Source organism: Vibrio glycogenivorans (genome assembly GCF_051660965.1).
Taxonomy (GTDB): Bacteria; Pseudomonadota; Gammaproteobacteria; order Enterobacterales; family Vibrionaceae; genus Vibrio.
In genome coordinates this window covers 39,076-54,196 of sequence record NZ_JBPVIS010000020.1, presented here as the reverse complement: position 1 = coordinate 54,196, position 15,121 = coordinate 39,076, and the positions used below count along the sequence as shown (strand labels likewise).

Here is a 15,121-nt window from a genome sequence, read left to right as displayed (position 1 = left end):
CTTGGCGACCATAGCGATTTGGACCCACCTGATTCCATGCCGAACTCAGAAGTGAAACGAATTAGCGCCGATGGTAGTGTGGGGCTTCCCCATGTGAGAGTAGGACATCGCCAGGCTTTGAACATTATCTGTTTAAAGCACTCTAGAGATAAGACTTTAAATAGACCACTGCGGAGTGGTAGTTCAGTTGGTTAGAATACCGGCCTGTCACGCCGGGGGTCGCGGGTTCGAGTCCCGTCCACTCCGCCACATATTTGAAACCTCAGCAGAAATGCTGAGGTTTTTTCGTTTATACGCGAGAATATTTTGGTCTTCGACCAATGAGCCCCGGTTGTCCGCAACCCCGGCCACTCCGCCACTTATATTAAGCCCAAGTCGAAAGACTTGGGCTTTTTTGCGTTTAAGAGGCGAGATCGCGCTGCTGCGAGAGGCGAGAATCGAGGGAGCGGGGACGTTGCACTTCGGGGACGCTAACGCTTCGAGGAACGAGTGGTTCCTCGCTCGTTGTGCTACATGTGATTTCCTCTCGTGACTAGCCTAGTGGAGCGTCTAATGTCGAGTCAATTGGCTATCCTATCCTTGTTTACCTTTCTTCTCTGACGTCATGTTCTTCAACGTGATGCTCTTCAACATGACTGTGGCATTGAGTTATTAAGATACCTGATAAGAGCCGCTGATGGTGATGCTGAGTCAGAGCCAAGAATGCTTACCTTCATAATTTACAGCGCCTACTGTTCGACAAAGTTGCTGCAAGAGCTCTAGATTAGAGATTCGCGGGTCTTCATATCAACTTAAAACTTCCGGTCATTTACCTTTTCGATATCACCGTATGTTCTTCTGTCTGTGTCCTTAAATCAGGTTAAGTAAATGATTAGCAAGACCGACACAGAGCGAAACTGATAATCTAACCACAGATAATCTGCTTATTTGTCGGTACTCAATTTATATTTACAGAGTGTTGGCTGTGATTATTTAGGTTGGTGTAAACATTATATGCTAGATATAGAAAGCGTTTAGTTGCAGAGATAGTGATAGGAAGAGGAGAGTCGCTAAGGGGAAGGAGGGAGTTAAGATATGGAGAAGAGGGAGTTAGCAGCGCCTGACAGGCGCTGCGGGTAAGAGAGGCTAGGCTTGCTTCTCTCCGGGTAAGTAGATATAGCGATAACTGAGCCAGGCGCTGAGGTAGGCAAAGTATCCTGCCCAGGCGACATCGCTAAAGTGGTGCCCGCCTGCAACAATGCGTGCGACGCTGGTAGCTAGATACCATGCAACGATCCCGATGGCTAGGCGTTTAGCGAGCTTTAGTTTGCCCCGCTTGTGTGCAGCAAACGCCAGAACCAAGAAGGCAAGTGGTACGGCTGCGTGGCCGGATGGGAAGGACTTACCATAGTTACCCCAATTGTATTCAAGCACAGCACGATGTGGGTGTTTGCCACCAAACTCCTCGCTTTGAACTGGGCGTGGTCGTCCCCAGTTATCTTTGAATACTGAGTTAACGATAAGCCCTGGGCCAACTACCAAGGCGATAAATAGAGCCAAGACCAAGCGGTTATGCTGACGTCCTTTCTTGAACAGCAGGCTCGCAATAGCAAAGCCAATGAAAAACAAGATGCTAGCAGTGACAGCCCAAGGGATGCTGTTATAAAACAGTTGTTCAAGCAGTGCACCACGCAAGAAGAACCCTTCTTCGACTGAATAGAACCATCCACTTACCATCAGATCAAGATTAAGAAGGCGAGTAGCCACAGTGATTAAGGCAATCAACCCTGTTGCTATTAGAGGGCCTTTTAGCGTAGTTGAGTAATCCTCAAAGGTCATATCCATTAAATCCTTCTACATAATAAACTTGGTAATGTGATTGACGATCCGAGGCACTTTGTCGAGTGATTTCCCCTAACAGTTCAACGGAATCAAAATGTTGTTCTAGGCGCTCTTGAGGCATACGTGTGAGGAACAGCATAGGCTGTCGGTGCTCTTCAGTCAGAGGACGAGTTAACTCAAAGTGACTCTTGATCACCGGACCTGGCGCCCAAGCTCGGATTTTGTCACTAGGCTCGCCAAAGCCGTAAAACATGGCTTCGGTTATTTCACTGCGGCCATTGGTGACAAAGTCGGCCTCTGGATAGGCTTTAATATAGGTCTGAAGCTGCTCTCCCCAGTCTTGCCAGCCGCGAACACGACGGAAAGGGTCTTGCTTAGCGTTGAGCTCAGCATTGGTCGCTTGTAGGATCGGGTCGACCAGTTGCACTAGCAGGCCGAGAGCAAGGTTACTGATCAACATCGCCAGCAGCCATTTGCGTTTATTTTGCAAGAAATGAGCAATACCAATGATAAACGCCACATAGGCAGGTGCGGCCCAGTTCGCATTGTATTTACCCTGCAGGGCAACCAGAGAGATGATCGCTAGCATAGGGAGACCAAAGTTAATCAGAAGATTGCGCGGTTGCTGGCCTTTAACTATCCACCACCAAAATACGACATAACCGACTGGCCCCAAGATACCGGCTTGCTCGAGCAAAAAGCTAAACATTTTACCCGGGTAAAGCCCTTGCTTGTCGACATACTCAGCGGTGTGGGAGAAGGTCGGGAAATCATGGTGGTAGTTCCAAACCATATTTGGTGCCAAAATCAGCAGGGCAATGGCAGCCATGATCCACAGGCGTGGATTTTTAAGTGTCTTAATATGGCCAAAGAACAACATATAGCCAAGTGCGGAGAGGGCAAAGATGGCCATGTTGTATTTAGTCAGCAGGCCGAGCCCGCACACCACTGCACATAGCAGCCAGTCTCGCCATTGGTTAGTCTCAATACTACGGATGAAAAACAACATAGCGCTGCTCCAGAAAAGGAACAGCAGTACGTCCGTTGAGGTGATGGTCGAAGACAGAGCGATACCTGGTAGGGTGATAAACAAGACCCCAGACCAAAACCCTACGCTCTCAGAGACAAGTTTGCGGCCAAGAAGGTATATCACATAGCTTGAGAGTGGGTAGACTAAGATAGCCCCAAGCTTGATGGTGTAGACCGAGCTACCAAATATCGATGTCACGGCATAGATAAGCGCCGCAACCCCTGGCGGTTTGGAGTAGTAGCCCCAATCGAGCTCTTGTGACCACCACCAATACTGGATCTCATCGACATACAAATCGAGTGAGCTTAACGACAGTAATCCAGCACGAATAATGGAGATCACTATCAGTATCGCCCAAAGGGGCTTGATAAGATCACCCGGCTTGGCATCCGGAAAGAATAGATCCTGTTTCATTATTAATTACCCATGGGAAGGCTTTGCAGGCACGGAATACGCAACCAGTGCACCAAAGACCGAGTTGAAAAGAATAAATAAATGAGCGTTAACGGCAGCAGCCACCATATCACTGGTACTTGCTCCATCCATATATGGCATAAGGCCAACCGAGACTGCTGCTTCATAGTTACCAAAGCCTGCTGGTAAGCCTGGTAGCATTCCTGATACCTCACCAATTAAAGAGGCTAACAGGGTTTGATCGATGGATAAGAAGGTCATGCTGGCAAGAATACCGGCAAACAGCACCACCTTAACCGCCCAGTTAGCCCAAGACAGCAGATTCATTTGCACGAGTGTCATCGGTGACTGAGGGATGTTTCTCAATAACTTCCAACCCAAACGCGCGTACTTATGACTGCGGTAGCGGTATAAAATTCCCACCATAAATCGATAGAGCTTTATCGAGATAAAAGGCAGTATAAACGCCACCGGTAGCCAGAGCATGACCAGCCATGGAGACCATAGCCACAGCGCAAGGCTCGCCGCAATAGAGCCAAGTACATACGCATCAAACAACCGTAGCACAATCAGCGCAGGTACTGAGTCGGTATAAGCGACAGAAAACTTTCTTTTCATTAATAGTGGGAAAGACACTTCTCCGGTTTTTGCCGGTAGCAGGTTAGCCCAGAAGGTCTGTTTCACCACAAGGGAACATAGACCACTTAGAGAGAGAGTTAGGTTTGATTTCGCGAAGTAGATGCGGATGCGATAGGCTCGAAGAAGGTAGGTAAACCAGTAGAGGGAGATAAAAGCAGCAAGGTGACCAATTGGTATGGCTTGCCACGACGATAACAAAGTATCCCATCCCCAAACCAGCTGTACCACGATAGCAACCGAAACAAAGGTCGCTACTGATAGTAAAGTCGATCGTTTTATCATAGGTATGCTCACACGCCTATTTGGGTTATAGTAGCCAAAACTTTTCGGATGATACCAGATTTTCGTATTGAGAGCAGACTATTATGCACGAGACTAATTCGCTGACCCAGAGCCGTTATAAGGTGAGTGTGGTTGTACCTATCTACAATGAAGAAGAGAGTGTTGGCCCACTGGTTGAAGCAATGAATGAGGCACTGGCTGAGGTTCCGTTCGACTGGGAGTTACTCTTAGTCAATGACGGCAGTTCAGACCGCACTCTGCAAGTTGCGATCGAAGAGCAGAAAAACAACCCAGATCACTTGCGTATTATCGCGCTTCAGCGCAACTTTGGTCAGACGGCTGCAATGCAAGCGGGTATTGAGCAATCAACGGGCGATTACATTGTGACCCTTGACGGTGACCTGCAAAACGACCCTGCGGATATTCCACGCATGGTTGAGCGTTTGATTGAGCGAGATCTCGACCTTTTGGTCGGCTGGCGTAAGGATCGCAAAGATAAGCTATTGATGCGTAAGTTCCCATCAAAAGTAGCGAACTGGCTGATTGGTAAAGTAACTGGCGTTAAGCTGAACGACTATGGTTGTAGCCTAAAGGTTTATCGTGGCAGCGTGATCCGTCAGGTGAAATTGTATGGTGAGATGCACCGATTCATTCCTGCTTGGGTTGCGTGTCACGTGCCTGTTGACCGTATCGAAGAGGTGGAAGTTAACCACCATGAGCGTCAATTTGGTGAGTCGAAGTACACTATCTCGCGCGTTTACCGCGTGATCCTAGATTTGTTGTCAGTGGTTTTCTTTATGCGCTTTCGCGCGCGCCCGGCGCACTTCTTTGGTCCTATCGGTTTGGGCTTCGGTACCATTGGTAGCCTGATGATGATGGTGCTGGCGTGGGATAAGTTTATCCTAGGTGAAGCGATCGGCGACCGTCCAATGCTGACTGTCGCAGTACTACTGATTATGATGGCGATTCAATTTGTGACCACCGGTGTGCTTGCTGAGATCTTGAGCCGCACCTACTACGAGTCTTCAGATAAATCGACGTATGAGTTTACTGAGATTCAAGTTGAGCGAGAGAAGCCAACGCAAGAATAGTTGCCTCTGTTGTGGCGTTATTGTTTGAACCTGTAGACTCTACGCTAACGCGAAACAGAATAAGTAAAGAAGCCGATATCTGAAACGATATCGGCTTTTTTCTTAATATGGGACTGAGTTTGTTATGCTTTGACCAAAGTTAGAGCCTTACGAGAGACATCACGCGCCGCTTGATTGAGATCCTGCTGTTCGAGTGCCTCAGCGAGAAACGCGTAGTCTGAGACACTTGAACGCTTGGCAAGTGCCAACTCGAAGTGTTTCTGTGCTTCAGGCCACTGTTGGTCATGCAGGTAGAGTTGGCCAAGGGCACTGTGAGCGTCGGCATTTTCTGGCTGCTTTTTGACAATGCCACTTAGGAATTGGCGAGCCGGGTGGCGATCGCTCAGGTTCATATCAGCAATAAGCTGGTACAGCTCTGGGCTCGATTGCTTTTTCAGCGTGTCTTTAACCAGTCCAAACGCTTCATAGTCGGCCTTGCGCTCAATGAGTTGCTTGACCATTGCGACAACCAATTCAACCTCGGTTTTGGTCTTCTTCGTCAGCCCTTGCCAGTGCGCCAATAAGCCTTCACTGCCCTGCTGCTGAGCTACATCCTCAATCAGGCCTGATTGCGCCATGATGGTGTAATGGTGAGCATCTTGGCTAGAGATGGAGTTGACCTTGATTAGGCTTGGGATGATGTCGATCAGTGGCTGCCATAACTTCAGCTCCACGTAGACCGACTTGAGTAGATCCAACACCATGGCATTGTTACGATACTGCGCTTTTAGCGAACTCAGGGTATCGAAGGCCTGCTCAAAGTGTTTGCTGCGAATATTCTGCTTGGCACGGGTGAGACCGACCGCTAAATCAGACTCTTCTTGCTCAGCGGCTTTGGCTAGGTACTGCTGGCTTTTTTCAGTCAGACCTTGATTGAACGCGGCCTCTGCCGCGACGAGGTAGCAGAGCATCGGCATATCGTGGTGATTGGCCCAGCGCAGGACCTTCTTCTCGGCGAGTTTAAAATCCCCTTCAAGCAGCTTGATGATGCCCTCATTGGTGTAGCGACGTGAGCGCTTGAGTTTACGCAAGCTAAACCAGTTCCAGGTATTTGATGTCGCGCGCAAGGCACGTTTTAATACATACTCGGTAAAAAACAGCGCCGCAAGCGCAATCACCATAAACACCACTAGGGTGGTGACGCTCATCTCGATGGTTTTATTCGCAAATGAGATCAATACGTAGCCTTGATGCCCCGCGTACTGAGTACCCACAAATAGGCCGGCGCCAAGGACAAGAAATAGAAATACCATTCTAAACATTACTTCTCCTCCTCAGCGATACCGCTGACCTCACGACGCAGGCGATCGCGGATGATGTCTTCCAAAGGCTGCTGTGAGGCAAGCTTGCTGGGGTAGTCGACACTCACCTCTTGCTCTGCTAGCTCTGCCAGGGACTGACGGAACTGCTTGACCTGGTGGTTTTCTTGGTCGAAGAAGGTCGCGCTCCACTCGCGGGCGTTCTCAAGTGAGATCTGATAGACCTCGCCTTGCTCTAGGTACACGGCACGAATCGCGGTTTCGAGCTTGCCTTTGATGTTCTCACTTAGGTAAAAGTGCTGCTGTGGTGAGAGCAGTGGGATCACGCTACCATCTCGACTGCGGAAGGTGATAAAGTTTTCGCTGAATGATTTAAGCGAGTTTTTCAGGTTCTCTTGCCAGTCATTGATATCGGTTGAAACAGTGAGAGGCTCCTCAACGGGCTCTTCTGGCAAGATGGCATTGGCGAGTGGCAATCCGTCGACTTGTTGCTGCAGTGCAGTAAGGCGCAAGACGAGACCATCTCGGTCGATCAGTGGGATCCCCTTGAGCTCAGTGATATCCGTCGCAAGCTGCTGGCGAAGAGGGACCAGGCTTGGATCGTTAAGTGCGGCAATGCGTTGATCGGCGGTTTCCATCAAGCGAGTGGCGGTGTTGACGTCTTTTTCTAGAAACAGCTTACGTCCAGCTAGCTTGACTAGGTGGTCAGCCTCGGCGAGCAGCCAGTCATTGGGCCGACGGCCTTTGACATCGGCAAGCGCTACTTGAAGGCTCTCAATGCTATTTTGTTGCTGCTCAATGGCTACGTCGGCACGGTTACTCAGCTCAGCGGCTTGCTCAAGTGTGCTGGCTTTGGTTGCCTCCAAGGTACGAGACAGCTCGCCTTGTTTGGCGTCCAGCTGCGCTCGTAATGCGGCGATCTCAGCCTGGTAGTTTTCACCTTGCTGCTGCAATTTATAGAAACCAGCGGCGCCCACACCCAAGGCAATAATGATCGCAAGGACCGCTAGAGTATTGCCAGATTTCTTCGGTTTGTCCGATGGTGGTGTTGATGGTTGTGCTTGCTCTGCGCTTGCTTCAGGCTCGGGTTGTGGGGTTGCCTTGCTTGAGCTGTCGCTGCTCTGTGCCACACTGTCTTGCGTGGTTTCAGTGTCTCTTGGGGAGTCAGTCGAAGCGGAGTCTAATGAGGATGACTTCTTTCCTGCTTCTGATGGCTCATTGTTTTTCTTGGTCATTGTAATTTTCCTTAATCTGAGCTTGAAGAGCACGGCTGATGACACTATTAGATGCACCATGGGTACAGGTTACCGAGCGAAAGCCCAGCTGTGATGCCTGCGTTGCAATGCGCTCACTGGGTACATAAAGGTGACGCTGCTGCAACCAAGCTTTGTGTCCCTTGCACATAGATAATAGATGGTTTAGCTGTTCGGTGCTTGTGATAACTACATGTTGTATTTGATTATCTTTCCACTCTGTGATGGTTAATTCTGCATCAAAATCGAGAAGTTTACGCTGATAAACTTCTCGATATTCTACAACAGCCCCTCGACTTGCTAGCTGTTGAAATAATAGTTCTCGTCCGCCGTTGCCACGTAAAATAACAATATTCTTACCGCTGACTTGTGTTTGAGACAGATTTGGTAGCGCTAGTAAGTGCTCGCTGTCATGAATGTCTGGAGTGGTCACAGAGCAGTGACAAACACGAGTAAGTTGCTTCGCCGTGCTTTTTCCTACAGCAAGATAGTCACAGCTTGTTGGCCATTGCTGGATGTGGGGCTTACTAAATAGAACGGCGTACTGGCTAACGGCAATAATGATGTCTGCACGATGAAGCACAGGCTCAAGAGGCTCAGTGAGGTCTCGGGCTTGAATTGCGATCAGAGGGAAGTGTTGGGCACAAATGCCCAACTGATTGAGGTGTGCTGTTAATGCTCGCCCAGGTTCATCGGGGCGGGTAATGAGCACAGATTCCATTAACTCTCCTGATACAACCGCTCTAAGATTGCTTTCGCGCCATCATCCAGCAATTGTTTGGCGAGGGTCGTGCCCAGTTGGGTAGCCTCATCGCGATGACCGCGAATCTCGCCACGCACAATCTTAGAGCCATCCGGCTCACCGACTAGGGCCCTAAGCCACAACTGATCGCCTTCCAACAGGGCATAACTGCCAATTGGGACTTGGCAGCCACCCTCGAGCGTGAGATTCATCGCGCGCTCAGCAGCCACTCGTGTGTGCGTATCGACATGGTTGAGTGGTTCCAGTAGGCGCAGAAGGCGCTCATCATCTAGGCGGCACTCGATGCCAACAGCGCCTTGCCCCACGGCTGGAAGCGATTGCTCCGGCTCGATGTAGGTGCGAATTCTCGATTCAAGCTCGAGTCTTTTGAGGCCTGCAGCGGCAAGAATGATCGCATCATAGTCACCGGCGTCCAGTTTGCCTAAACGAGTGCCGACATTGCCGCGCAGTTCCTTGATGATTAAATCAGGACGCGCTTCTTGGAGCTGACATTGACGACGTAGGCTACAGGTGCCAACAGTGGCACCGGCAGGCAGTTGTTCTATGGATTCATAGTGGTTGGAGACAAAGGCATCACGTGGGTCTTCACGTTCACAGATCGTCACCAAGCCCAGGCCAGGTGGGAAATCAACCGGGACGTCTTTCATTGAGTGAACGGCGAGGTCGGCACGACCTTCAAGCATTGCGACCTCGAGCTCTTTGACAAATAGGCCTTTGCCACCCACTTTGGCCAATGGGGTATCGAGAATCACGTCACCTTTGGTCACCATAGTGACCAGCTCCACTACCAGACCTGGGTGTGCAGCCTCTAACGCCTCTTTCACATAATGCGCTTGCCATAGCGCGAGCGGACTCTTACGCGTTGCAATTCGAATCGGGGTGTTGGTATTCATCTGTGTTCTCATTAGCTTAGATGTGGTTTATCCTATCATTAATCGCTACAATGTGACCGCCTTGAATGTCATCAAAAAAGATGAAATGTTGCCCATAGGTTGGATCAATTAAATTACGTGACCAAGATCACGTGCTGGAAACGAAAAATAATTGGCAACAGAGGCGTGAGATGCCAGAGTGGGCGACGGCTTAATTTCATATGAAACGCTGCATTAGGTAGCGATATTCTTTACCTAAACGGAAAAAAGTGTTAGATTGATCACGTTTTGAAGGTTCTTTTGTTCAAAAGTCCGACAAAGTGAGAAATCAAATTACTAACCAAGGACAGTCCCTTGCAGGCATACACCACCAAGCTGATTAACAGACTGGATCTCCTCAACCAGCAACGCATCGAGCGTGCGCTGTCGTTAATGAATGTGCCTTGTCAGCAAGTTTTCAACCTCATTCCGACTCTCCTGCATTTCAACCACCCTATTCTCCCAGGCTTCTATTCAGACCACACACCATCCGGTATTTTCGGGCTTACTCTCGATGAGAATCAACAGAAGTACGTAGAGCGTACTGAGCTTGAACTGGGTCATTCGTTGGCCAACTCAACTGAGCCCGCGATTGAGGCTTTGTACACGATGGGCAGTACCTCATCGATTGGTCAAAGTACCTCGAGTGATCTTGATATATGGGTGTGTATTTCGTCTTTGATGTCGGCAACAGAGCGTGAGTCTCTGACCAACAAGTGTTTGCTGATCACTGAGTGGGCAAAGGGCCAAGGGGTTGAGGCGAACTTCTTCTTGATGGACGAAGAGCGCTTTCTTCACAATCATTCTGAGGAGATGACTGGGGACAACTGTGGTTCGTCGCAACATATGCTGTTGCTTGATGAGTTTTATCGCTCGGCAGTTAGGCTCGCGGGTAAACGTCTGTTGTGGCAAATCGTGCCTCCGGAGATGGAAGACTGTTATGACGAGTATGTCAAACAGCTCTGCGTTCAAAAGTACATCGATTGCCGAGAGTGGATTGATTTTGGCCAGCTTAATGGCATTCCTGCCGAAGAGTACTTTGGCGCCAATCTGTGGCAGCTGTATAAAAGTATTGATTCCCCATACAAATCGGTTCTTAAGTCGATCTTGCTTGAGGCGTACTCATGGGAGTACCCACATACTCAGCTTTTGAGTTTGGACAGCAAGCGTCGTTTCTTTGCCCAAGATCCCGATCTCTATGGGATGGATTCGTATTATCTGATGCTCGAGAAGGTAACGCGCTATCTTGAGCGGATTGGCGATCACGATCGCTTGGATCTCGTGCGTCGTTGTTTCTACCTAAAAACCCACGAAAAGCTCTCTCGTGAGCCTGGCGTTGGTGCGGTATCGGTGCCATGGCGTCGTGAGGCGCTGGCCGAGATGGTCAACGCTTGGGAATGGCCTCAGGATAAAATCCAAGAGCTGGACGATCGCCGTAACTGGAAGGTTGAGCAGGTTAAGGTCGTGCACCACTCACTGCTTGATGCCTTGATGCAAAGCTACCGCAATCTTATCCAGTTTGCCCGCCGTAACAACATCACGTCGGCAATCAGTCCACAAGACATCAGTATCTTGGCGCGTAAGCTTTACGCCGCATTTGAGGTATTGCCGGGTAAGGTCACCCTGTTGAACCCACAGATCTCTCCGGACTTGCACGAGTCTGATCTCACTTTTATTGAGGTCTGTCCGGGGCAGAGTAATCCTGAGGGCTGGTATCTGTACAAACAGCCACTGGTGGCGCACCGCTTGATAGGTCAGCCGAAGCTTGAGCACAACCAATACCTCAGTAAGCTGGTGGCTTGGTCGTTCTTTAACGGCTTGATCACCGAGTCTACTCGCCTCAATGCCGTGGTGCGCGAAGCCGACATTGATATCGATAAGTTTTATCAAATGGTGGGCGATCTGCGTAACACCTTCTCACTCAATGCCACCAGACCATCGATGGATGCGCTGGCGAGCCCGTGTGAGATCAATCAGCTCGCGATGTTCATTAACTTTGAACAAGACCCTACGGCGACGTTAGGTAACCGCACCTTCCGTAATGACTTCAAGAACATGAATGTGTTCAGCTTTGGTCAGCAGCATGAGTGCTTGGTCGGCAGTGTGGATTTGGTGTACCGCAACTCTTGGCACGAGGTTCGTACCTTGCATTTCAAGGGTAAGATGGCGATGCTCGAAGCCCTTAAGACCATGCTCGGCAAGATGCACCATGATGCCATTCGACCTAAGTCAATTGATGTGTTCTGTTACAGCAAGCATCTGCGTGGCGTGATCCGTAATTCTGTGTATCAATTGTTGGCAGAGTGTATCGATATGCGCCTCAAGCCAACCGAGCAGCAAAAGCGTCGCAGCTTCAAAGGTTTGCGCATTGCTGATCAGATGTACGGCCTGTTTTTTGAACGGCGTGGTGTGTCGGTAGAGAAGCTCGAAAACTCGATCGATTTTTACCGTACTATCTCGAGCAACAAGCTCAAGGGCTCGCCTCTGCTCAAGCTGGATAAAGAACGTGATTATCAGATGCCTAACATCATCGACAGTTACGCGAGTGAAGGCTTGGTGCAGTTCTTCTTTGAGGATACTGCGTCTAGTGGCTTTAATATCTATGTCTTAGATGAGTCGAATCAGGTCGAGGTTTATCAAAAACTGGTCGGTGAAAAAGATGAATTGATCGCCAGTGTGAACAGCTTCTACACCTCGGTCAAAGATGAGCGTTCGATCTCTTCTAAGCTGATCAACTTCAATCTGCCACAGTACTATGAAGTGGTGCACCCAAGCGAGGGTGAAAGCTACGTCGTGCCTTATCGTAACAGCGATTCTAAGCGCTCGCGCAAAGTGGCCAGCGCTTAGAAGCTTGTATGGGTTTAATCCCAGTCGATATCTTCGCCAGCGTGTTTTTCGCACTCGGCTTTGACCATCGCAATCAACTCTTGGCCTGTCTTCGAACATATCCAAGCCTCACCTGACCACTGGAAGTGAAACCCTCCAGACTTTGAGGCCAACCAGATCTCGCGCATCGGCTCTTGGCGATTAATAATGATCTGGCTGCGGTCTTCAAACTCCAATGTCATCACATTACCTGACGTCTCGTAGTCGATGTCAGCACCAGAGTCGTCAATCATCTCTTCAATGGTTTCCATTTGAATATCGGCGAGTTGATGAAATTCAGTCTCGTTCATCGGTCCATCCTATTGCTTTTCTTAATTGTGGTGCGATTATAGGGGGCATCGAAAAAATAATCACGACAAGCATTATGAAAAACTTCTTGGCAGTTATTTTTATGCTCTCGTCTTTGGCCCTTGTTGGGTGCGGCCAATCTGGTGCACTAACATTGCCACAAGACGATATGCAAAACGAACAAGCGCAATAATCACTAGATAATTGCACAACACGCACTCAGATGCTCTGGATGTGAAAACACCAGGATAAAACCATCGGTCAGATTAAGGGAAACAAACTTGGATTACTTCAACTATCAGGGAGATGGCCAGCTTTGGGCTGAAGATGTCGCATTGACTTCTCTCGCAGAGCAACACGGAACCCCTCTATACGTTTACTCACGCGCCACTCTAGAACGCCATTGGAATGCGTTTGATAAATCGGTGGGCGATCACCCACACCTGGTTTGTTATGCGGTTAAAGCCAACTCTAACTTAGGTGTTTTGAACGTGCTAGCACGCCTTGGCTCAGGCTTTGACATCGTCTCTGGTGGTGAGCTAGAGCGTGTAGTCGCAGCAGGCGGTGATCCGAAAAAGGTCGTGTTCTCCGGTGTCGGTAAGACGGAAGCTGAGATGAAGCGTGCGCTAGAGCTTGGGATCAAGTGTTTCAATGTTGAATCTGAGCCAGAGCTTGAGCGCCTGAACAAGGTGGCGGGTGAGCTGTCTCTGATTGCGCCGATCTCGCTGCGGATCAACCCTGATGTCGATGCCAATACTCACCCCTATATCTCAACGGGTCTGCGCGAAAACAAATTTGGTATTGCTTTTGACCGCGCGCCCGCGGTGTACAAGTTTGCCCAAGGACTAGAAAACCTTGCCATTCACGGTATCGACTGCCACATTGGCTCACAGCTCACTGATATCGAGCCATTTATTGATGCGACTGACCGTTTGCTTGCCCTGATTGATGAGCTTAAGCAGCAAGGGATCACCATCAAGCACCTCGATGTTGGTGGTGGCCTTGGTGTGGTTTATCGTGACGAAATGCCTCCTCAGCCATCGGACTATGCGCGTGCCCTAATGGAGCGCCTTGTGAACCACGCCGACCTTGAGCTTATCTTTGAGCCGGGTCGTGCCATCGCGGCTAACGCTGGGGTACTGGTGACTAAGGTTGAGTTCCTCAAGCACACCGAGCATAAGAATTTCGCGATTGTTGATGCAGCAATGAACGATCTGATGCGCCCAGCGCTGTATCAGGCGTGGCAAGACATCGTGCCGGTTGTCCCGCGCCAAGGCGAGAAAACTTCCTATGACCTCGTTGGGCCAATCTGTGAAACGGGTGACTTTATCGGTAAAGACCGTGACTTATCCCTTGAGCAGGGCGATCTGCTGGCGGTGCGCTCGGCAGGGGCTTATGGCTTTGTTATGTCATCCAACTACAACACACGTGCACGCGTTGCCGAGGTGATGGTTGATGGCAATCAGGCACACCTAGTGCGCAAACGCGAAGAGCTTTCGAGTCTGTGGGCGCTAGAGCAAGTATTACCGGAGTAATGAGTCACTAATGCACTTTCACTTTTCTAAAATGCATGGCCTGGGTAATGACTTTATGGTCGTTGACTGCATTACCCAAAATATCTTCTTCTCACCTGAACTGATCCGCCGTTTGGCGGATCGTCACACCGGTGTCGGCTTCGACCAGCTTTTGGTGGTTGAGGCGCCTTATGATCCAGAAACTGACTTCCACTACCGGATTTTTAATGCCGATGGGAGTGAGGTTGAGCAGTGTGGTAATGGTGCGCGATGCTTCGCGCGTTTTGTGCGTATGAAGGGGCTGACCAATAAGTTCAGCATCAGTGTCAGTACCAAAAAAGGCAAGATGATCCTCAATATTGAAGAGGATGACCAGGTCACTGTGAATATGGGTGTGCCGGAGTTTGAACCGAATAAGATCCCTTTTAAGGCCAAACAGCAAGAGAAGACCTATATCTTGCGAGCTGACGACAAAACCCTGTTTTGTGGCGCGGTTAGCATGGGTAATCCGCATGTTGTGACTGTGGTCGATGATGTTGATACTGCCGATGTTGAGCGTTTAGGACCATTACTTGAATCCCATGAGCGTTTCCCTGAGCGCGTGAACGCGGGCTTTATGCAGGTCATTAACCGCAATACGGTGAAACTGCGTGTGTATGAGCGTGGCGCTGGAGAAACCCAGGCGTGTGGCAGTGGTGCTTGTGGCGCGGTTGCTGTGGGTATTTTGCAAGGCCTGCTCGATGACAGCGTGCGTGTGATCTTACCTGGCGGTGAGCTGCGGATTCAATGGCAGGGTGGTAATAAGCCGTTGTATATGACAGGTCCTGCAACGCATGTCTTCGATGGGCAGCTTTCTTGCTAAATTGCTCTTTCTAAATCAATTGCTAAAGTGTCTTAGGCACCATAGTGCGCTACAATAGCCTCAGTTTCA

At 49.6% G+C, this 15,121-nt stretch carries 13 protein-coding genes, 1 tRNA gene and 1 rRNA gene; 7 read left to right on the top strand and 8 right to left on the bottom strand.

Annotation, left to right across the window (positions count from 1 at the left end; translation table 11 throughout):
- A 5S ribosomal RNA gene (gene rrf / locus ACSTTG_RS22715) occupies positions 1 to 116 on the top strand.
- A 56-nt stretch (positions 117 to 172) separates the two neighbouring features.
- Positions 173 to 249, top strand: a tRNA-Asp gene (locus ACSTTG_RS22710).
- Between the two features lie 876 nt (positions 250 to 1,125).
- Here the strand turns inward: ACSTTG_RS22710 and ACSTTG_RS22705 are convergent.
- The 3 genes from ACSTTG_RS22705 to ACSTTG_RS22695 are packed head-to-tail and all read right to left on the bottom strand — an operon-like array spanning position 1,126 to position 4,186.
- Positions 1,126 to 1,824 (bottom strand): phosphatase PAP2 family protein, encoded by a 699-nt coding sequence (locus tag ACSTTG_RS22705; RefSeq protein ID WP_438461177.1) that lies wholly within the window; start codon positions 1,822 to 1,824, stop codon positions 1,126 to 1,128.
- Positions 1,808 to 3,265 carry an ArnT family glycosyltransferase gene (locus ACSTTG_RS22700; RefSeq protein WP_438476451.1) on the bottom strand — a complete coding sequence of 486 codons (1,458 nt, stop codon included), beginning with the start codon at positions 3,263 to 3,265 and terminating at the stop codon, positions 1,808 to 1,810. The genes ACSTTG_RS22705 and ACSTTG_RS22700 overlap by 17 nt, the downstream gene beginning before the upstream one ends.
- 6 nt (positions 3,266 to 3,271) lie before the next feature.
- A complete protein-coding gene (locus ACSTTG_RS22695; protein WP_438476450.1) occupies positions 3,272 to 4,186 on the bottom strand; it encodes a lysylphosphatidylglycerol synthase transmembrane domain-containing protein in 915 nt (304 codons plus the stop codon).
- 83 nt (positions 4,187 to 4,269) lie between these two features.
- Here ACSTTG_RS22695 and ACSTTG_RS22690 point away from each other — a divergent pair, with 83 nt between their 5' ends.
- Complete coding sequence (locus ACSTTG_RS22690; protein WP_438461174.1) at positions 4,270 to 5,277, top strand: glycosyltransferase family 2 protein; 1,008 nt, start codon at positions 4,270 to 4,272, stop codon at positions 5,275 to 5,277.
- 122 nt (positions 5,278 to 5,399) lie between these two features.
- Here ACSTTG_RS22690 and ACSTTG_RS22685 read toward each other — a convergent pair whose 3' ends face one another.
- The 4 genes from ACSTTG_RS22685 to hemC are packed head-to-tail and all read right to left on the bottom strand — an operon-like array spanning position 5,400 to position 9,484.
- Entirely contained in the window at positions 5,400 to 6,578 is a 1,179-nt protein-coding gene (locus ACSTTG_RS22685) for a heme biosynthesis protein HemY (RefSeq protein WP_438476448.1), read from the bottom strand.
- Positions 6,578 to 7,810 (bottom strand): uroporphyrinogen-III C-methyltransferase, encoded by a 1,233-nt coding sequence (locus ACSTTG_RS22680; RefSeq protein ID WP_438476447.1) that lies wholly within the window; start codon positions 7,808 to 7,810, stop codon positions 6,578 to 6,580. Before ACSTTG_RS22680 ends, ACSTTG_RS22685 begins: the two co-directional genes overlap by 1 nt.
- Positions 7,791 to 8,549: a uroporphyrinogen-III synthase gene (locus ACSTTG_RS22675; RefSeq protein ID WP_438461171.1), complete on the bottom strand. Its 759-nt coding sequence runs from the start codon at positions 8,547 to 8,549 to the stop codon at positions 7,791 to 7,793. The genes ACSTTG_RS22680 and ACSTTG_RS22675 overlap by 20 nt, the downstream gene beginning before the upstream one ends.
- Positions 8,549 to 9,484 (bottom strand): hydroxymethylbilane synthase, encoded by a 936-nt coding sequence (hemC, locus tag ACSTTG_RS22670; RefSeq protein WP_438461170.1) that lies wholly within the window; start codon positions 9,482 to 9,484, stop codon positions 8,549 to 8,551. Before hemC ends, ACSTTG_RS22675 begins: the two co-directional genes overlap by 1 nt.
- Positions 9,485 to 9,817: 333 nt before the next feature.
- Between hemC and ACSTTG_RS22665 the strand changes: the two genes are divergently transcribed.
- Positions 9,818 to 12,349 carry a class I adenylate cyclase gene (locus ACSTTG_RS22665; protein ID WP_438476445.1) on the top strand — a complete coding sequence of 844 codons (2,532 nt, stop codon included), beginning with the start codon at positions 9,818 to 9,820 and terminating at the stop codon, positions 12,347 to 12,349.
- A 14-nt stretch (positions 12,350 to 12,363) separates the two neighbouring features.
- Here ACSTTG_RS22665 and cyaY read toward each other — a convergent pair whose 3' ends face one another.
- Positions 12,364 to 12,678: an iron donor protein CyaY gene (cyaY, locus tag ACSTTG_RS22660; protein WP_438476443.1), complete on the bottom strand. Its 315-nt coding sequence runs from the start codon at positions 12,676 to 12,678 to the stop codon at positions 12,364 to 12,366.
- Between cyaY and lptM the strand changes: the two genes are divergently transcribed.
- The 3 genes from lptM (at position 12,564) to dapF (ending at position 15,052) form a co-directional block, all read left to right on the top strand.
- Complete coding sequence (gene lptM, locus ACSTTG_RS22655; RefSeq protein ID WP_438476441.1) at positions 12,564 to 12,869, top strand: LPS translocon maturation chaperone LptM; 306 nt, start codon at positions 12,564 to 12,566, stop codon at positions 12,867 to 12,869. The two genes, cyaY and lptM, sit on opposite strands and share 115 nt — an antisense overlap.
- 88 nt (positions 12,870 to 12,957) lie before the next feature.
- Entirely contained in the window at positions 12,958 to 14,211 is a 1,254-nt protein-coding gene (gene lysA / locus ACSTTG_RS22650; RefSeq protein WP_438476439.1) for a diaminopimelate decarboxylase, read from the top strand.
- Positions 14,212 to 14,221: 10 nt separating this feature from the next.
- Positions 14,222 to 15,052 (top strand): diaminopimelate epimerase, encoded by an 831-nt coding sequence (gene dapF, locus ACSTTG_RS22645; protein WP_438476438.1) that lies wholly within the window; start codon positions 14,222 to 14,224, stop codon positions 15,050 to 15,052.
- The last annotated feature ends 69 nt before the right edge of the window (positions 15,053 to 15,121 follow it).